The 16,910-nt window shown below is 61.8% G+C and carries 15 protein-coding genes; 9 read left to right on the top strand and 6 right to left on the bottom strand.

Annotation, left to right across the window (positions count from 1 at the left end; genetic code table 11):
- Positions 1 to 2: 2 nt before the first annotated feature.
- From gor to rpiA, 3 genes are all read right to left on the bottom strand, one after another.
- Positions 3 to 1,391, bottom strand: a complete 1,389-nt coding sequence (gene gor / locus LXM96_RS06070; protein WP_239997484.1) for a glutathione-disulfide reductase — start codon at positions 1,389 to 1,391, stop codon at positions 3 to 5.
- Positions 1,392 to 1,494: 103 nt separating this feature from the next.
- Positions 1,495 to 2,052 (bottom strand): DUF2059 domain-containing protein, encoded by a 558-nt coding sequence (locus LXM96_RS06065; RefSeq protein ID WP_239997483.1) that lies wholly within the window; start codon positions 2,050 to 2,052, stop codon positions 1,495 to 1,497.
- 19 nt (positions 2,053 to 2,071) lie between these two features.
- Positions 2,072 to 2,767 carry a ribose-5-phosphate isomerase RpiA gene (gene rpiA / locus LXM96_RS06060; protein WP_239997482.1) on the bottom strand — a complete coding sequence of 232 codons (696 nt, stop codon included), beginning with the start codon at positions 2,765 to 2,767 and terminating at the stop codon, positions 2,072 to 2,074.
- 139 nt (positions 2,768 to 2,906) lie between these two features.
- Between rpiA and LXM96_RS06055 the strand changes: the two genes are divergently transcribed.
- On the top strand, positions 2,907 to 3,584 hold the full coding sequence (locus LXM96_RS06055) for an HAD family hydrolase (protein ID WP_239997481.1): 678 nt from the start codon (positions 2,907 to 2,909) through the stop codon (positions 3,582 to 3,584).
- A gap of 70 nt (positions 3,585 to 3,654) precedes the next feature.
- Here the strand turns inward: LXM96_RS06055 and LXM96_RS06050 are convergent, their stop codons facing one another.
- On the bottom strand, positions 3,655 to 5,532 hold the full coding sequence (locus LXM96_RS06050; RefSeq protein ID WP_394801892.1) for a L,D-transpeptidase family protein: 1,878 nt from the start codon (positions 5,530 to 5,532) through the stop codon (positions 3,655 to 3,657).
- 388 nt (positions 5,533 to 5,920) lie between these two features.
- Between LXM96_RS06050 and fumC the strand changes: the two genes are divergently transcribed.
- Together fumC and LXM96_RS06040 are read left to right on the top strand one after the other, a co-directional pair.
- The gene (gene fumC / locus LXM96_RS06045; protein ID WP_239997480.1) at positions 5,921 to 7,312 is read left to right on the top strand and encodes a class II fumarate hydratase; all 1,392 of its coding nucleotides are present in this window, start codon (positions 5,921 to 5,923) and stop codon (positions 7,310 to 7,312) included.
- A gap of 228 nt (positions 7,313 to 7,540) precedes the next feature.
- Positions 7,541 to 8,611: a GGDEF domain-containing protein gene (locus tag LXM96_RS06040; protein WP_239997479.1), complete on the top strand. Its 1,071-nt coding sequence runs from the start codon at positions 7,541 to 7,543 to the stop codon at positions 8,609 to 8,611.
- A 154-nt stretch (positions 8,612 to 8,765) separates the two neighbouring features.
- Here LXM96_RS06040 and LXM96_RS06035 read toward each other — a convergent pair whose 3' ends face one another.
- On the bottom strand, positions 8,766 to 9,140 hold the full coding sequence (locus LXM96_RS06035) for a gamma-butyrobetaine hydroxylase-like domain-containing protein (RefSeq protein ID WP_239997478.1): 375 nt from the start codon (positions 9,138 to 9,140) through the stop codon (positions 8,766 to 8,768).
- A gap of 182 nt (positions 9,141 to 9,322) precedes the next feature.
- On the opposite strand from LXM96_RS06035, the gene moaA reads away from it, so the two are divergent.
- On the top strand, positions 9,323 to 10,312 hold the full coding sequence (moaA, locus tag LXM96_RS06030; RefSeq protein ID WP_239997792.1) for a GTP 3',8-cyclase MoaA: 990 nt from the start codon (positions 9,323 to 9,325) through the stop codon (positions 10,310 to 10,312).
- A 191-nt stretch (positions 10,313 to 10,503) separates the two neighbouring features.
- The gene (locus LXM96_RS06025; RefSeq protein WP_239997477.1) at positions 10,504 to 10,782 is read left to right on the top strand and encodes a hypothetical protein; all 279 of its coding nucleotides are present in this window, start codon (positions 10,504 to 10,506) and stop codon (positions 10,780 to 10,782) included.
- 19 nt (positions 10,783 to 10,801) lie between these two features.
- Here the strand turns inward: LXM96_RS06025 and LXM96_RS06020 are convergent, their stop codons facing one another.
- Positions 10,802 to 13,339 carry a methyl-accepting chemotaxis protein gene (locus LXM96_RS06020; protein ID WP_239997791.1) on the bottom strand — a complete coding sequence of 846 codons (2,538 nt, stop codon included), beginning with the start codon at positions 13,337 to 13,339 and terminating at the stop codon, positions 10,802 to 10,804.
- A 263-nt stretch (positions 13,340 to 13,602) separates the two neighbouring features.
- Here LXM96_RS06020 and LXM96_RS06015 point away from each other — a divergent pair, with 263 nt between their 5' ends.
- Genes LXM96_RS06015 through mobB form a run of 4 tightly spaced genes read left to right on the top strand, consistent with a single transcriptional unit; the run spans position 13,603 to position 16,899 of the window.
- Entirely contained in the window at positions 13,603 to 14,514 is a 912-nt protein-coding gene (locus LXM96_RS06015) for a DMT family transporter (RefSeq protein ID WP_239997476.1), read from the top strand.
- Positions 14,511 to 15,767, top strand: coding sequence for a multidrug effflux MFS transporter (locus tag LXM96_RS06010; RefSeq protein ID WP_239997475.1), 1,257 nt, complete (start codon positions 14,511 to 14,513; stop codon positions 15,765 to 15,767). Before LXM96_RS06015 ends, LXM96_RS06010 begins: the two co-directional genes overlap by 4 nt.
- Positions 15,764 to 16,387, top strand: coding sequence for a molybdenum cofactor guanylyltransferase MobA (mobA, locus tag LXM96_RS06005; RefSeq protein ID WP_317208198.1), 624 nt, complete (start codon positions 15,764 to 15,766; stop codon positions 16,385 to 16,387). The genes LXM96_RS06010 and mobA overlap by 4 nt, the downstream gene beginning before the upstream one ends.
- A complete protein-coding gene (gene mobB / locus LXM96_RS06000; protein ID WP_239997474.1) occupies positions 16,384 to 16,899 on the top strand; it encodes a molybdopterin-guanine dinucleotide biosynthesis protein B in 516 nt (171 codons plus the stop codon). The genes mobA and mobB overlap by 4 nt, the downstream gene beginning before the upstream one ends.
- The last annotated feature ends 11 nt before the right edge of the window (positions 16,900 to 16,910 follow it).

The raw sequence follows: 16,910 nt of genomic DNA, 5'->3' as shown, positions 1-16,910 counted from the left end.
GCTCAGACGCGCTCGCCGTTGCTGACCCGATAACTCGGCTGGTACATGGTCACAAGCTCCTCCGATGCTGTCGGATGCACGGCCATGGTCCTGTCGAAGTCATCCTTGGTGCAGCCGGCCTTCAGCGAGATGGCGAGGAGCTGTACCATTTCGCCGGCATCGTGGCCGAGAATATGCGCGCCCAGCACCTTTCGCGTGGCCGCATCGACCACAAGCTTCATGATCATCTTTTCGGAGCGTCCCGAGAGGGTCGCCTTCATGGGGCGGAACTCGGCGCGGTAAACCTCGATCTCCGGATAGCGCTTGCAGGCCTCCTCCTCGGAAAGCCCTATCGTTCCAATCTCGGGTTGTGAGAAGACAGCAGTTGCGATCAGGTCGTAGTCGGGCTTCGTCGGGTTGCTCTTGAACTCGGTCTCGATGAAGCACATCGCCTCGTGGATCGCGACTGGCGTCAGTTGCACCCGATCGGTGACATCACCCAGCGCGTAGATATGGGCAACGCTGGAGCGCGAGTAGTCATCGACGACGATCGCTCCTTTGGCGTCGGTCTCAACGCCCGCGGCCTCCAGCCCAAGCCCCTTGGTATCCGGATCTCGACCGAGCGCGAGCATGACGGTGTCAACCGCAAGCGTCTGCCCATCCAGGGTGCGGGCGATCAGTCCGCCCGCTGGCGCCTTGGTGACCTCCTCGATGACATCCGTGCAGACGATGCGGATTCCCTTCTCCTCCATCGCCCTGTGCAAGCCTTGCCGCACGTCGAGGTCGAAGCGCGACAGGATTTCCTTGCCGCGGTAGATCAGGGTCGTATCGACCCCCAGGCCATGAAAGATGTTGGCAAACTCTACGGCGATATAGCCGCCGCCGGCGATCAGGATCGAGCGCGGCAGTTCCGGCAAATCAAACGCCTCGTTGGACGTGATGCACAGCTCATGCCCGGGAAGAGCCGCGTGGGGATTGGCCGAACCGCCGGTGGCGACCACAATTCGCTCGGCCGTCACCGTATGCCCTGTCTTCACCAGGCGGATGGTGTGGGAATCGAGAAACTCGGCTCTCGACTCCAGGATCTCGACCCCCGCATTCTCGAGCCCCCTCCGGTAGAGCCCCTCAAGCCGGGTGACCTCCTTGTCCTTGGCGGCGACCAGCTTTTTCCAGTCAAAGCTAGCACCCTCAACTTGCCATCCGAATCCGGCGGAATCCTCAAAGTGCTCGGAAAACTGCGAAGCATACACAAAAAGCTTCTTCGGGACGCAACCGCGGATAACGCAGGTGCCGCCCAGACGATATTCTTCGGCTATAGCGACTCGTTTCCCAAGCGTCCCGGCAACCCGAGCTGCACGAACGCCACCTGAGCCTCCCCCAATGACGAAAAGGTCGTAGTCGAAGACAGTCATGCGAGGCTCCTGCGCGGGGATGGGACCCTGCCCATATAAAACTGCGGCCAGAAAAGCAAAAGCCCGGATCGCTCCGGGCCTTCATGTGTCGATGGTGCCGCCGCTACTGCTGCGGCTGTGCCGGGGCACCGCCATCGGCAGCCGGAGCCTGAATGGCATCCGCGTCGAGGATGTCGCGCAGTTCCTCCGTGCTCTGGTTCGTAAGGTCACGCGAGATGCCGTTGGCCCAGATCTCGGCGGCACGGGTCAGTTCGCGTGCTACAAGCGGGCCTGTGGAAAGAAGCTTCTTACCGGCATCCGTGGCATAGAACGCAGAGATAGACTGCAGTTCCTCCTGGGTGAATGCCTTGGCGTAGATCGTCGCCGCTTCCCGCTCCAAATCGGCACGACGCGAAGCAAGAGCTAGCGCCTGCTCATCGACCACCTGACTGATCTGCTCCTGGAAATTTGGCGTCGCCTGGATGAACTGTGCCTTCAGACGCTCGGCCAGCCCAGGCAGGATGTTGTCGTACCGGTCGGTCGCATTGATGGCGGCGACCGCGTCACGCGCCGCGTCCAGATGCGCCTCGGAGATCTCCTGTGCGCGAACCGGCAGCGCGGTGCTGGCGGCGATCATGACGGCAAGAGCGGTGGCGCGCCCGAGAACCGCGAAGTTGGTCATGGAAAATTGCTCCTGTCTTTCATTGTGCCTTGATCGTCCGAGCGCCAGTGTCACCGGCGATGATCGCGAACGACGCGAGATTTATGAACAGCCCGTGCTCAACCACGCCCGGTATGAGGTAAAGTTTGCCCGCGAGCGCCTCTGCATCAGGAATACGGCCAAAAGATGCGTCCAGAATGTGATGGCCGCCGTCAGTCGTGAAGACATCTTCCCCCGACTGGCGGAGGGTGATTTGACCACTAAGACCCAGTCGGGAAGCAACGCGCTCGACGGCGATGCGGGTTGCCGTCAACCCGAACGGGTTGACCTCGATGGGCAGTGGGAAAGAACCCAGCGTCTCAACAACTTTTGTCTCGTCGGCAATGACGATCATCCTTGCGGATGCAGCGGCAACGATCTTCTCGCGAAGCAGCGCCCCTCCACCACCCTTGATCAGGCGCAATTGGGGATCCACCTCGTCCGCGCCGTCGATCGTCAGGTCGAGCTCAGGCAATTCGCCAAGTGAGCGGAGCGGGATACCGAGCTCGAGGCAGAGCCGCGCCGTGCGCTCTGACGTCGGCACCCCTTGCACCTGCAAGCCGTCAGCAACCCTTTCAGCGAGCAACCGCACGAATTCTTCCGCCGTGGACCCCGTTCCGATCCCGAGCCTCATCCCGTCTTCGACGTGCGACAGCGCTGCCTCCGCTGCCTTCTTCTTCATTTCCCGGGCGTCCATGCGCCTGAAACTCCCCGCTATTTGCGATGCTGTTTACACGTCTGCCTCGGAGAGGGAAAGTCCCTTCGCCGCGCCCGATTTGCATTTGCCGCTCCACCCATCTACTGCCGCCCGAGGCATCCACCTCCCGGAGACTCCTATGACGCCCCCCTTGGTGATATTTGACCTCGACGGCACGTTGATCGACACCGCTCCCGATCTTGTCAGCAGTCTCAATCATGCGATCGCCGCCGCCGACCTCGAACCGGTGACCTATGGTGACCTGACCCATTTAGTTGGTCAGGGCGCAAGGGTCATGATCCGCCGGGCTTTCGATCTCCGCGGACGCAGGATTGGGGAGGACGAGGTCGAACCCTTGCTGGATCGATTCCTCGCTCACTACAAGGCAGGAATGCCGGGCGCGAGCCGCCCCTACCCTGGCCTGATTGAGGCACTGGACAGATTGGAGCATGCGGGATTTACGGCCGCGGTGTGCACCAACAAGCTGGAGGAACTGGCAATCCCGCTGATCGCGAAGCTGGGGCTTACCGAACGGTTCCGTGTCGTCACCGGCGGCGACACCTTCCCCGTCCGCAAACCGGATGCAGGCCACATATTTGGAACCATAGAACGGGCGGGCGGCGATCCGCAACGCAGTCTGATGGTCGGCGACAGCATCAACGACATCCTTGCGGCGCGCAATGCTCGGATCCCTTCTATTGCCGTCACCTTCGGTTATTCCGATGTTCCGGTTGAAGACCTAGGGGCAGACCACATCATCGGCGACTTCGCCGATCTGAGGCCCGAGTTGGTCGCGCACCTGATGAGGAAATCCTAGGCGGCATCCGCTCCTTGGCCACGAGAAAGGCAGCCGCGAGCTGTATTCTCATGGCCAGGGCCTGTAGCCGCTAAGTGGCTCTGGCTGCGCTGGTCGCCTTCAGCGCCTTCAAGGTTGCAGCATCCCTGTCGTAGACATCGTCAAAATATTCCACGACGCCATCCTTGTTCGGCCAAGCGGTGAAATAGGCGACATAGACAGGAATCTTCGCGGTTATTTTCTCGCCGAGGTTCTTACCCTGCGAGATCCTCTTCGCAATGTCCTCCTCGGTGACGCCAAGCACCGCCGCCGCCATCTTGCGCGGCTCAGCAAGACGAACGCAGCCATGGCTCAGAGCGCGCATGTCGCGCTTGAAAAAGCTCTTGGACGGCGTGTCGTGCATGTAGATCGCGTGCTCGTTGGGGAACAGGATCTTCAGCTCACCCAGCGCATTATCGCTGGACGGCGGCTGTCGCACCGAGATGGACTGCGTGGAACCGTACCAGTTGACGCTCGAGGAGGGAACCGCTCGGCCATTTACGGCCACTTCGTAGCCCATACGATCCAGGTAGCTCGGATCCGCCCTCAGCTTCGGCAGCATCTCGTTGATGATAATCGACTGCGGCACGCCCCAGTAAGGGTTGAACTCCACAGTCTCAAGCTCATCCTGGAAGAAATAGGTCTGGTTCGCCTTTGATCCCACGACGGTGCGCATGGAGAATTGCTCGACACCATTCTCGTGATAGTAGGCGGTGTAGGCTGGCTGGTTGATAAACACATGGCGATCGCCCAGTTCCGCCGGCAGCCACCGCGCCTGCTCCATTGCCACAACAAGCTTGTTGATTTTGGCTTCCTGCGTATCCCCAACCATGGCCCGAACCGTCGCCGGACCGACCACACCGTCCGATTTCAACCCGACCTCTTCCTGGAAGGCTTTCACGAGATCGACAATCTCCGGCGTATAGTCGCTTCCTTTCTGATAGCTGGCAAAGGTGGCGGAATGGCTTTCCTTTAACGCGTCCGAGCCGTTCCTGCGAATGGCCGCGACGACGCTGGCCAGCTCGGGACTGCTCTTGCCGGGCTTCAGCAAAAGGTTGCTTGAGAGTGCGATAGGATCGCCCTGCTGCGTCTCTTCCGTCCGCAATGTCTGGAGTTCGGACTTCAGCGCAAGGAACTGCTTGCTCCGCGGCGCCAGTCCTTCGAGATAGCCGGCAGCGCTCTCGTCCAACTTGATGAATGGCAGTACGAAGGAGAGCTTGACCTCCTTGCGCTTGAAGTCGTGGTAGCCAGAAATCCGGTTCGGATCGAGGCGCCCGCGAACCATGTCCTGGGCAAACATCAGCGCCTTGGCAGACAGTGCCAGCTCAAACTGCATCAATGCTCCGGCATGGCTGTCGAGCGCCACATCGGCTTCCGTCTCGGCCCCCAGAGAAACGTTCTGGACGCTTGCCGTTACAAGCTCCGGCTCCTCGACGCGGTAGTCGGCGGGATCGAGGCCATAGTCGTCAGCACGTTGGAACAGCTCCAACACGCCCCTCGCTCTATCGTTGATCTCTCCATCGGAGACCCAAAGCGGCTTAGCGTTCTTGCCATAGAAGTTTTCCAGCGCGGCAGCGATATCGGATGGTCCGGAGACCTTGGCGGCGACGAGGTACCGCTCTATTCCGGTTGCGGTGGCTGCGACGAAGCCGGCGGTTTTCACCCCGCGCGTCGGATCAACACGATAGGTATGGTACTTCGGTCCCGACACCTTCGGTAGCGGCTGAGGATCCACGTCCTGCTCCACCCGCCGCTCCCTGGAAACGACGCCAGGCAGCCCATTGTCTGCAACGGGAGGGCGTTTTCCGGGGCCACCTCTAATGATATCCATCAAGGTGATTGCCTGCGCCGGAGCAATCCCGGCGCCAAGTGTGGAAGCTGCTGAAACGAACGCAAGTGCGATCGAAGCTCGTTTAGATGTGGTCAGCAAATTTATCCCCGTCGGCTGGTTCGGCGATTGGAGGTTTAGCTCCACGCTGTAACCGAAGGCGTAGAGCAAGGAAAGGAAGCGGTTCGCCGATCCCCGGCTGCTCCTGTCCTCAGGAGCACCGGCAAATCAGCGGCAACAAGGTTAAGAAACTATTGGTTAATTTTTACTTCACCCGCCCTGTCAGGAACGCATGCTGCATCATCGCTCAGCCATATTAGCCCGCTCCCGTGTCATAAATGGCACGGGCCGCCGCATCCCGTCTTTGGCAGGAGCATCCCTGGGTGACGTGCGACATTGGTCTAGACATCCGGTCACGAGCTTGCGTCGTCGGCCTTTGTCGACTAACTCCGCCACAATGAGTTGCGCAGCTAACGCAAAGGCAGAGACGATGGCACCGACCCGCACCGAAACCGATACCTTTGGACCCATCGAAGTGGCGGCCGACCGCTATTGGGGGGCACAGGCACAGCGCTCGCTCGGGAACTTCAAGATTGGTTGGGAAAAGCAGCCGGCGTCGGTCATTCGCGCGCTTGGCATCGTCAAGCAGGCAGCCGCCCGTGCAAATATGGAACTTGCCGATCTCGACAAGAACCTCGGAAAGGCCATCATCGAGGCCGCGCAGGAGGTCATCGACGGCAAGCTGAACGACCACTTCCCGCTGGTCGTCTGGCAGACAGGATCCGGCACCCAGTCCAACATGAATGCCAATGAGGTCATCTCCAACCGCGCAATCGAAATGCTCGGCGGCACGATGGGCTCGAAAAAGCCGGTACACCCAAACGACCACGTTAACATGAGCCAGTCGTCGAACGACACCTACCCGACGGCTATGCATATCGCCTGCGCAGAACAGATTGTCCGTCACCTTCTTCCAAGCCTCAGGCACCTGCATGCCGCGCTCGATGCGAAGGCGAAGGCTTTCGCCCACATCATCAAGATCGGCCGTACTCATACGCAGGATGCAACGCCGTTGACGCTCGGTCAGGAGTTCGGCGGCTACGCCGCTCAGGTTGCCTCCGCCATCAAGCGTCTTGAAGTCACCCTGCCCGGCCTGTACGAGCTTGCACAGGGCGGCACCGCCGTCGGGACAGGATTGAACGCGCCTGTGGGATTTGCGGAAAAAGTCGCAGAAGAGATCGCCAAGATCACCGACCTCCCCTTCGTCACGGCCGCGAACAAGTTTGAAGCTCTGGCAGCACACGACGCAATGGTGTTCGCGCACGGCGCGATCAATGCGGCCGCGGCTGCTCTCTTCAAGATCGCCAATGACATCCGCTTTCTTGGTTCAGGTCCCCGCGCTGGTCTCGGCGAGCTGGCGCTTCCCGAGAACGAGCCGGGCTCCTCCATCATGCCGGGCAAGGTCAACCCCACGCAGTCGGAAGCCCTCACCCAGGTCTGCGCCCACATCTTCGGCAACCATGCCGCCATCACCTTCGCCGGCAGCCAGGGCCACTTCGAGCTTAACGTCTACAACCCGATGATGGCCTACAACTTCCTCCAGTCCGTTCAACTGCTGGCGGATGCCGCGGTTTCCTTCACCGACAATTGCGTCGTGGGCATCGAGGCCCGGGAAGACAACATCAAGCGTGGCGTTGAGAATTCCCTCATGCTGGTGACCGCGCTCAATTCGAAGCTGGGCTACGATACCTGCGCCAAGATCGCCAAGACCGCCCACAAGAACGGCACAACCTTGCGAGAGGAAGCGGTCGGCGGCGGCTATCTCACGCACGAGGAGTTCGATCAGTATGTACGTCCTGAGAACATGATCGGTCCCCGCTGAGGGTCATGCGGGGCGCGTAGCAACATGGAACCAGCAGTCAGACGCCGCTGGCTCCACGGGATGTGACGCCGTAGCGTAGACTTGCGGGACGGATCGATCCACGGAGCTCGATCCGCTCCCGGTTGGTCCCGGGAGCCAGCGTCTGCGTGGCAAATATTCTCTTTAAATCTTTTCCAATCTTTCTCATACATTATGTTCTAAAGCACACAATGGGGCCAGGGGGGCTTGATGACGGCGACCAATGCGCCAAAGGCGCAGTCGACTGACGTGGTCGGTCAGATTGTTTTCGCTTTGCGCACGATGGGGATAGCTCCCCTTCCGCGAAACTATCAGCTGTTTTACGAAGCCTACATCGGATCCAATGGCCCGCTGACGCAGAAGCTGGCAGCTCTCGGCAGCCAGGCGACACAGGAGGAGCTGGATTCGCTCGCGGCGGAATTCCTCGGCACCGCGCAGGTTGAAGTCATCGAGCGCGTCCACGACAAGCTCCTCGTTGAACTCGAGAGCCTGCTGAAGCTGCTGCGCCAGGAGCAGCAGTCCATGGAAAGCTATACGAAGTTGCTCGGCGAGACTGCCAGCCGGATCAACTCCAAAGCCAACTTCTCCACCGACATCATCCGCAACGCTATCCATCTGCTAACCGAGGCTACTGGCGACAAGCTGACAGAAGGAGAACGCACCGTCGACAGCATGGCGGAACACTCGCAGGAGATGGATCAGGTCCGGCGGGAGTTGGATGAATACAAGCGTATCGCCAATACCGACTCCCTGACGCGGCTAGCCAACCGCCGTGCGTTCGATGAGCGGCTTGCGGGGCTTTACGATGCTGCACCTACTCTTCCGGTCGCAGCACTCGTGCTTGCCGACATCGACAATTTCAAGAAGATCAATGATAGTTTCGGCCATCCGGTTGGCGACAAAATTCTTGCGAGCGTAGCGTCGATCATCCGCGCCAATGTCCGCAAGGACGTGTTTGTCGCACGCACCGGCGGCGAGGAATTCGCAATTGTCATCGAAGGCAATACCGCCGATGAGGTCATGCTGATCTGCGAACGTATCCGCTGTGCGCTGGAAACGCGCAGCTTCCGGAATTCTCGCTCGGGGATACAATACGGACCGGTCACAATATCGCTTGGCTATTCGATGGGCTCTCAGGCAGATGGGCCGGGGACCCTTTATGCGAATGCAGACGTTGCGCTCTATCACGCTAAACGCAGCGGCAGAAACCGCACCGTCTTCTTCGACGAATCTATCCGCGGTGATTATGCTGGCAAGAACTGGCTGATCTATCAGGGCTGATCCTCACCACATCCGTTGGCGTTGCACATTCCGGCCCACTCCCGAAGGGATCTTCGGGTACTGAACGCGCACGCAACTGCCCGCGTCTTCCCGAGCCCCGCGTATGTGCTACACCAGGATGACAGCCTGAAACCCTTGAGGCGCTCTGGTATGCTCAACGGGTCCGCTGTGTCGGCTCCCGGCTCAGGCCCCTTTGCTCGAGTTCCTTCTCGTAGTCCGCAAATAGCCGCTCACCGTCTTCTCCCAACTCTCGCAGATGGATCCAGGTATAGATGCCGCTATTGTGTCCGTCATCGAAGCCGATCCGCACAGCATAGTTTCCTGCAGGCGTCAGACTGCCGATCGCGACGTTGCGCTTGCCTGGGACGGTCACCTTCTGCCCCGGCCCGTGCCCCTGCACCTCCGCAGAGGGCGAAAGGACGCGGAGCATCTCTGCGGGCAGTGGGAAGACACGTCCGTCGTTGAAGGTCACGTTCAGGACCCGCCGGTCCTTGGAGACCCGCAATTCCGTTGGCCATACTTCGCTCATACCGTTTTCGCCCTATCTTCGCCTGACAGAGAGGATTAGTAGCTTGGTATGAGCGTCGCAACCAGTCGCCGCCCTTGACGAGCCCTAAGATGGCGACCACTTTTGGTTCAGGAGGATCATCCTTGAACACTTTGGCAGGCCCCTTGAGAGAGGTGCAGCCGCTCGATAGCGGCAAGACACCGATGATCGACCGCTTTGGCAGGTCCGTTACCTATCTGCGCGTCTCCGTCACCGACCGTTGCGACTTCCGCTGTACCTATTGCATGGCAGAGAACATGACCTTCCTGCCGAAGAAGGATCTTCTGACACTGGAGGAACTGGATCGTCTCTGTTCCGCCTTCATCGCCAAGGGCGTGCGCAAGCTGCGCCTCACCGGCGGCGAACCCATGGTGCGCAAGAACATCATGCACCTGGTGCGGGCGCTTGGCCGCCACATTGATGCGGGCGATCTGGACGAACTGACGCTGACCACCAACGGCTCCCAGCTCGCCCGCTATGCTTCCGAGCTCTATGAATGCGGCGTGCGCCGCATCAACGTCTCGCTCGACACGCTCGACCCGGACAAGTTCAAGGCGATCACCCGCTGGGGCGATTTTGCTCGTGTGATGGAAGGCATCGAGGCCGCACGCAAGGCCGGGCTGCAGATCAAGCTCAATGCCGTCGCACTGAAGCACTTCAACGAAACCGAGATCCCGGAGATGATGCGCTGGGCGCACGACCGGGGGATGGATTTAACCGTCATCGAAACGATGCCCATGGGTGAGATTGAAGAAGATCGCACGGACCGTTATCTGCCGCTTTCCAAACTTCGCACTGATCTCGAACAGCAGTTCACGCTGACCGATATCCCCTTCAAGACCGGCGGTCCGGCCCGCTATGTTCAAGTCGCCGAGACCGGAGGCCGCCTCGGCTTCATCACGCCGATGACGCACAACTTCTGCGAGGGCTGCAATCGCGTTCGGCTGACCTGCACCGGAACGCTCTACATGTGCCTCGGCCAGAACGACGCTGCCGACCTGCGCACGGCCTTGCGCGCCTCTGATGATGATTCCTTCCTGTCTGCGGCGATCGATGAAGCGATCCAGCGCAAACCGAAGGGCCACGACTTCATCATCGACCGCACCCATCAGCGCCCTGCTGTCGCCCGCCACATGAGCGTGACCGGCGGCTGATCCAGAACGTGCAGACGACTCCCGGCCCGAAAGACCGCAACTGCGGAACCTGCACCCTGTGCTGCCGGCTTCCCGATATCGACGCCCTGGAGAAGCCGGCCAACGCCTGGTGCGGGCACTGCGTTGCGTCCGAGGGTTGCACAATTTATGCCGACAGACCGGAGCTTTGTCGCGACTTCCTCTGCAGCTGGATGAAGTCGAACGAGCTGGGCCCAGAATGGGACCCGACGATCGCTCACATGATGATCTACGAGCAAGGACCACAGACCACCGTGCTGGCGGATCCGGATTTCCCGGATGTTTGGCGGCAAGCTCCTTACGCAGACGCCCTTGCGAACATGGCGGCCAACGCGGAAATGTCAGGCGGCTATGTCATCGTCTTTGTCGGCGATGACGTCTTCAAGATCGATCCCGCAGCGGCTGGTCCTGCGGCACCCGACCACCGCGCGCCTGAGCCCGCGGCGGCCTGAGCGGAACAACGAGCGAGCCTTAGGCCGCTCGCCCTGCGTGAGTCGAATAGCCGGAGAACTGCTCACCGGTCTTGAACCGCTCGATCTTGTCGGTAAGGGTCTCCACCCGGCGGCGTAGCCCATGGATCTCGGCGTTGTTCTCCTCGACCATCGCAGCGTTTTGTTGCGTGATCAGCTCCACCTCGTGAACCGCATGCGTCACCTCGTGGATGCCGGTCGACTGCTCGCTCGTGGCAGACGAGATCGCCGCCACCAGTTTGCGCACATCGGTCACATGCGTGATGATCTGGTTGAGCGCCTCGCCGGTCTGCTCAACCAGATGAACGCCGTTGCTGACCTGCGTCGAGCTTGCGGAGATCAACTCCTTGATCTCGCGCGCCGCACCGGCGCAACGCTGCGCCAACTCCCGAACTTCCTGCGCAACCACAGCAAAGCCGCGACCGGCTTCCCCAGCGCGTGCCGCCTCCACGCCCGCATTGAGCGCCAGAAGGTTCGTCTGGAAGGCGATCTCGTCGATCACGCCGATGATGGTGGCGATCTTTTCCGACGAGCGGCTGATCTCGCCCATGGCGCCCACGGCACGCGATACCACCTCGCCCGAGCGTACCGCAAACTCTTCGGTTTCGTTCACAGAGGCCGCCGTCTGCTGTGCGCTCGTGGCCGTGGAGCGAACGAGGTCGCTCAGATGGCGCAGCGCTCGCGAACTCTGCTCCAGTGCCGCCGCCTGCTGTTCGGTCCGCCGCGCCAGGTCGTCGGCCGATGCCGCGAGTTTGCCGGTACCGCCGTTGATCTCTTCCGTGGTCGCCCGCACATCGGCGAGCGTCGCCCGTAGCGCCTCCACAGCGGTGTTGTAGGTCTTTGCCATCGGCACGAAGTCGCTCGCGAGGTTTTCGCTCATAGTCCGCTGCAGGTCGCCTTCGGCAAGCTGTGTCAGCGCATCGGCGAGCGCCGTCAGGGCCGCATGCTGCTCTGCGGCGATCCGCGCACGCTCCTCTGCCCGACGTGCGGCCTCGGCGTTGGATTGGTCGCGGGCCGTGGCGGCCTCCTGCTCGAGCCGGATGTTCTCCAGCGCTGCATCGCGGAATACCGTCACCGAACGCACCATGTCGCCGATCTCGTCGCCGCGCTCGCGCCCTTCGATGCTGACGTCAAGGTCGCCTTCCGCCAGCCGCTTCATGACGTCGGTCACGCGACGCAGCGGGCCGCGCAGCGTCTCGACCAGCATCAGCCCGCCAGCGATCGCCAGCAACGTTCCGACGACCATGGCGATAACCGAAAGGTTGGCGGAGCGCTCACTGTCTTCCTTGCCGACTTCCTGGGCCTGCGCGATGAAGGCCTGCAGCCCGGCCATGCCGGCGGAAAGCGTTTGCGAGGCTGCCTCACGCGCCTCGTTCCACGCCGTCTCGATCGCCAGCATTTCCGCGGAAGCCTCTTCGAGCGCACCAAGCGGCACCTCGAGCTCGCCCGCGAAGGCGCTCATGGCGCTGTTGCTGTTGCCGAGATCAGAAACCTTCACGCTCGATGCGCGCAATGCCGCAATATCGTCGAGCACCACCTGGCGCGCCTCATCCGTCAGTTGTCCACGCAGCCGCTCCATGTGAAGCTGGAGTGCGTCGCTAAGCGTCAGCGACGTTTCCACCTGCACCAGCAGGTTCTTCAGCATGGTGACATCGCCTTCCAGGGTTGCAAATCGTTCGGCTGCGTCGCCGGACTTTCTCAGGACGTTCTCCTGCAGCTCGCGCTGGAACCGCATGAAACCGCTTGCGGCCACACGCAGGGTCTGTGCCTTCTCGGCAGCGGCGGCATCGCTTGCAGCAACTACTAGCAGTGCGTCTGTCGCGTCGCGGATCGGCGCCATTGCCTCTATGATCTTGTCACTGACAACGGCCTCGACGGATTCAAAGCCTTCCAGCAATGCCTTGGCCTGCGCCTCTGCGGCTTTGGCCGTACCCTCGTCCGAATTGGCGTTCCGCACGGCATTGCGCAGGGTCTCGATCCGCTCGGCGATAGTCTTGTACGCAAAGGATTCAAACAGCGCACTCTTGGCGAATCGCTCCTGCCCCTCGAACTTCTTGCGCAGGTTGCCGAGACGCTGGTCGATGGCCGCAGAAAGGTCCCTCACGGCGGTGAGTTGTGTCGCGATCTCTGCCCGATTTTCGTCTCGCTGCTGCTTGACCGCCCACAGCGCCTCGGTCCGCTCGCGCATGGCAGCAGCAAGCTTCGTCACCGGCTCGATCCGCTCGCGGTCCTCGCCGGTTGCGAGCAGACCCTCCAGCACGTCCACACCCTTCTCCTGCCGGACGATTCCCTCCTGCAGCGCAGCGAGGGTCGCGTCGTCAGGCCGCTCGGCGAAATCCTGCAGCACGGATTGCAGATTGTCGAAATCGGCGATGTTTTCGATCGTTGCGCGCGTGACCGTCATGTGGCCGTTCAACATGTTCGCCGTGTAATAGCCTGCCAGTCCAACGCCGGCGATCAGCAGCACGAGAGGGACGACGAAAAGCAGGACCTTGGTGACAATCCGGCGGCTCTGGAGAAGACGATCGATGAAAGACATGCGGGCTCCGGTATAACGTCCGCCGAGCTTGCCAAACATCTGCAAGTGGCCGGGTGGAGACTCCTGCGTCATGCCGGAACGCCCGCACAGTCAGGCATATCCGTTGAACATCGGTTAATTTCGCAGCTGCGAAATGGCCTGCCGGGATTTTGATCAGTCACACCCCGCTGCGCCTGCCAAACGTACCGGGCACGCCGCAACTGGTCTGGCCGCATCTCCGGCATTGGAGTAGAAGATTCCGCTGCAGTGGCAAGGAATCACGCATGGCATCCTCCGACAATTCCCGCGGCGCGCTCTTCATGTCGCTCGCCATGGCCTCCTTCACCTGCAACGATGCCCTGGTAAAATCCGTCACATCGTCGCTCAGCGTCGCGCAGATCATCACCGTGCGCGGCATCATGACGACGGTGCTGGTGTTCTTCGTCGCTCGCCATCTCGGGGCATTGCGTCCGCTGCGCGTCGTCATGCAGCCGCTCATTCTGCTGCGCACCTTCTTCGAGATCGGTGCAACGCTCACCTTCATCAGCGCGCTCGGCCGCATCGACTTCGCCAATGTGTCCTCGATCATGCAGTCTCTGCCGCTGGCGGTGACCCTCGGGGCGGCGCTGTTTCTGCAAGAACCTGTGGGTTGGCGGCGCTGGACCGCCATCATCGTCGGCTTCCTCGGCGTGCTAATCATCCTGAGACCAACGGCTGACGGATTTGCCCCGGCATCCCTCCTCCTTCTGGCGGCCGTCTTCTTCACCTCGGGGCGCGACCTCGTTACCCGCCGCATCGTGGCGGATGTTCCCTCGCTCACCATCACCCTCTTTACCGCCGCCGCCAACACCGTCGTCGGCGTAATCCTCATCGTCCCGATGGGCGGTTGGCAGCCGATGGAGCTCTCAACCTTCCTGCCGCTGGTCATCGCGGCCTTGCTCGTCTTCTCCGGCTACCAGGCGGTGATCATGTCGATGCGCACCGGCGAGATCTCCTTTGTCGCCCCCTTCCGCTATACCGGCCTGATCTGGGGCCTGATCATCGGCGTCCTCTTCTTCGGCGAGCGGCCGGACGTCTTCGTCTTCCTCGGTGCAGCCATCATCATCGGCTCCGGCCTTTACAGCTTCTACCGCGAAAGCCAGCGCCGGCGCCGCATTGCCGCAGAGGCCGGCCCGGTCCGTCCGGTGACGGAATGACGACGCTTAACGGAAGAGAACAGTCCGCCGGCACGCGCCGCTTCCTTAACCGCGGGACACCGCCGCACATCGCGACACTCGTGCTTGCGGCCGGGCTTGCGGCAATGTCCATGAACATCTTCCTGCCGTCGCTGGCCGCGATGGCAGATCACTTCGGCACGAGCTATGCGGTGATGCAGTTCGCCGTCTCCGGCTATCTCGCCGGTACCGCCGCGATCCAGATCGCCATCGGCCCGCTGTCCGATCGTTTCGGGCGGCGCCCAGTAATGATCGGCGGTATCGTGCTTCTGCTCCTCGGCACGCTGATCTGCACCTTTGCGTCCAACATCGCCGTCTTCATGACCGGCCGCATGCTACAGACCGGTGTGGTCGCGGGCATCGTCCTGTCGCGCACCATCGTCCGGGACATGGTGCCGATGGACGAGGCCGCCTCCATGATCGGATACGTCACCATGGGCATGTCGGTCGTTCCAATGATCGCGCCGACGCTGGGCGGCCTATTGAACGACCTGTTCGGTTGGCAGGCGAGCTTTATCGCCCTCCTGATATCTGGTCTCCTCGTCCTGGCCCTTGTCTGGCGGGACCTCGGCGAAACGAACACCGCGCAATCGGCAAGCTTCGGCGACCAGTTCCGCAGCTGGCCGCAGTTGCTGACATCCCGCCGGTTCTGGGGCTACACGCTGACAGCCACATTCTCGTCCGGGGTCTTCTTCAGCTTCCTGGGCGGCGCCCCCTTCGTCGGCACCGTTCTGTTCAAGCTCTCTCCGGCGGCGCTCGGGCTGTACTTCTTCGGCATGGCCGCAGGCTACATGCTGGGCAATTATCTCTCGGGCCGCTATGCCCGCCGCTTCGGTATTGGCCCGATGATGGTGTCCGGCAACATCGTCAACGTCATCGGCCTCGCGCTGGCCTTCCTGCTCTCCGTCCTGGACGCCGCACATCCCCTCGCCTTCTTCGGGCCCCTGTCGCTGATCGGCGTCGGCAACGGGCTGACGCTGCCAAGCGCCAATGCCGGCATGGTCAGCGTACGGCCGCATCTCGCCGGCTCCGCCTCCGGCCTCGGCGGCGCGATCATGCTGGGTGGGGGCGCGGCACTGTCTGTTGTCGCAGGCGCCGTATTGCACGCAGACGGCGGAACCTCGCCATTGCTGGTGGTGATGACCGTGACTGCGCTCTTCGCGCTCCTTGCTACCGAATACGTACGGTGGATCGATCGCCGCGAAGGGATGTTGGCTCAGGAGAGCTCGGAGTGACAGCGGCCCCTCCCCCTGCCCTCGTCCTCGCCGGCGGCCGGTCCAGCCGGATGGGAACCGACAAGCTCCTGCTGCCCTTCGGCCGAGGCACGCTCCTGTCGCACATTGCGCAGCGACTGGCGCCGCAGGTGTCTGAAGTCGCGGTCAACGCACCCTCTTCGATGCCTCTGCCACCGAGCTTCCGGCGTGTTCCTGACACGCTGCGCGGCCAGCCCGGGCCGCTCGGTGGCGTGCTGGCAGGCCTGCGTGATCTGGCTTTCAGACAGCCGGAGGCGAGCCATCTCCTGACGGTACCATCAGATGCACCCTTCTTCCCCGATGATCTCGCCGCACGCCTGCAAGCCGCGGCATCAGTACCCGACATGATTGCCATCGCAAGTTCGGAGGGACGTACCCACCCTGTTTTCGGACTCTGGCCGATTCCTGCCGCGGACGATCTCGAAAGCTGGCTCGCCGAGCCGGAGAACCGCCGTCTCTCCGCCTTCCTGGCCCGCCATCCAAGTGTGGCGGTGCATTGGGAGAGCGTCGAGACACCAATCGGCCGGCTGGATCCATTCATGAACCTCAACACCCCCGCCGATCTGGAGTCAGCACGGCGCTATCTGGAGGCCATGGAATGACCTCGCCCCGCGTCTTCGGCATCGCTGGATGGAAGAACTCTGGCAAGACCGGGCTTGCAGTGCGGCTCGTTGAGGAATTCACCCGCCGCGGCTACCGCATCTCCACCATCAAGCACGCCCACCACGACTTCGACATCGACAAGGTCGGCGCCGACAGCTACCGCCACCGTCAGGCTGGCGCACACGAAGTGGCGTTGGTATCCGGAACGCGCTTCGCCATCATGCATGAGCTGCGGGGAGAACCGGAGCCGCCGTTCGAGGAGATTCTCGCCCGCCTCGCCCCGTGCGACCTCGTCCTGATCGAGGGCTACAAGCGCGAGCTCGTGCCGAAGATCGAGGCACGGCGGCTTGAGGCGAGCAAGCGGGAGCCGCTCGCGCCCTCCGACCCGCACATCGTGGCGATCGCAGCAGACCATCCGGTGACGGACACCGCCCTCCCGGTCTTCGATCTGGACGATTCAGTTGCTATCGCGGATTTCATCGCGTCGCTGACGAACCTCCCGCCCAAATGACGAAGGCCGCC

Source organism: Rhizobium halophilum, assembly GCF_021648825.1.
Taxonomy (GTDB): Bacteria; Pseudomonadota; Alphaproteobacteria; order Rhizobiales; family Rhizobiaceae; genus Neorhizobium; species Neorhizobium halophilum.
The sequence above is the reverse complement of the archived record's forward strand: the minus strand, read 5'-3'. Positions and strand labels throughout refer to the sequence as shown.

Coding starts and splice junctions, on each gene's coding strand:
- gor (WP_239997484.1), bottom strand. CDS start 1,391: ATGACTGTCTTCGACTACGACCTTTTCGTCATTGGGGGAGGCTCAGGT.
- LXM96_RS06065 (WP_239997483.1), bottom strand. CDS start 2,052: ATGACCAACTTCGCGGTTCTCGGGCGCGCCACCGCTCTTGCCGTCATG.
- rpiA (WP_239997482.1), bottom strand. CDS start 2,767: ATGGACGCCCGGGAAATGAAGAAGAAGGCAGCGGAGGCAGCGCTGTCG.
- LXM96_RS06055 (WP_239997481.1), top strand. CDS start 2,907: ATGACGCCCCCCTTGGTGATATTTGACCTCGACGGCACGTTGATCGAC.
- fumC (WP_239997480.1), top strand. CDS start 5,921: ATGGCACCGACCCGCACCGAAACCGATACCTTTGGACCCATCGAAGTG.
- LXM96_RS06040 (WP_239997479.1), top strand. CDS start 7,541: ATGACGGCGACCAATGCGCCAAAGGCGCAGTCGACTGACGTGGTCGGT.
- LXM96_RS06035 (WP_239997478.1), bottom strand. CDS start 9,140: ATGAGCGAAGTATGGCCAACGGAATTGCGGGTCTCCAAGGACCGGCGG.
- moaA (WP_239997792.1), top strand. CDS start 9,323: ATGATCGACCGCTTTGGCAGGTCCGTTACCTATCTGCGCGTCTCCGTC.
- LXM96_RS06025 (WP_239997477.1), top strand. CDS start 10,504: ATGAAGTCGAACGAGCTGGGCCCAGAATGGGACCCGACGATCGCTCAC.
- LXM96_RS06020 (WP_239997791.1), bottom strand. CDS start 13,339: ATGTCTTTCATCGATCGTCTTCTCCAGAGCCGCCGGATTGTCACCAAG.
- LXM96_RS06015 (WP_239997476.1), top strand. CDS start 13,603: ATGGCATCCTCCGACAATTCCCGCGGCGCGCTCTTCATGTCGCTCGCC.
- LXM96_RS06010 (WP_239997475.1), top strand. CDS start 14,511: ATGACGACGCTTAACGGAAGAGAACAGTCCGCCGGCACGCGCCGCTTC.
- mobB (WP_239997474.1), top strand. CDS start 16,384: ATGACCTCGCCCCGCGTCTTCGGCATCGCTGGATGGAAGAACTCTGGC.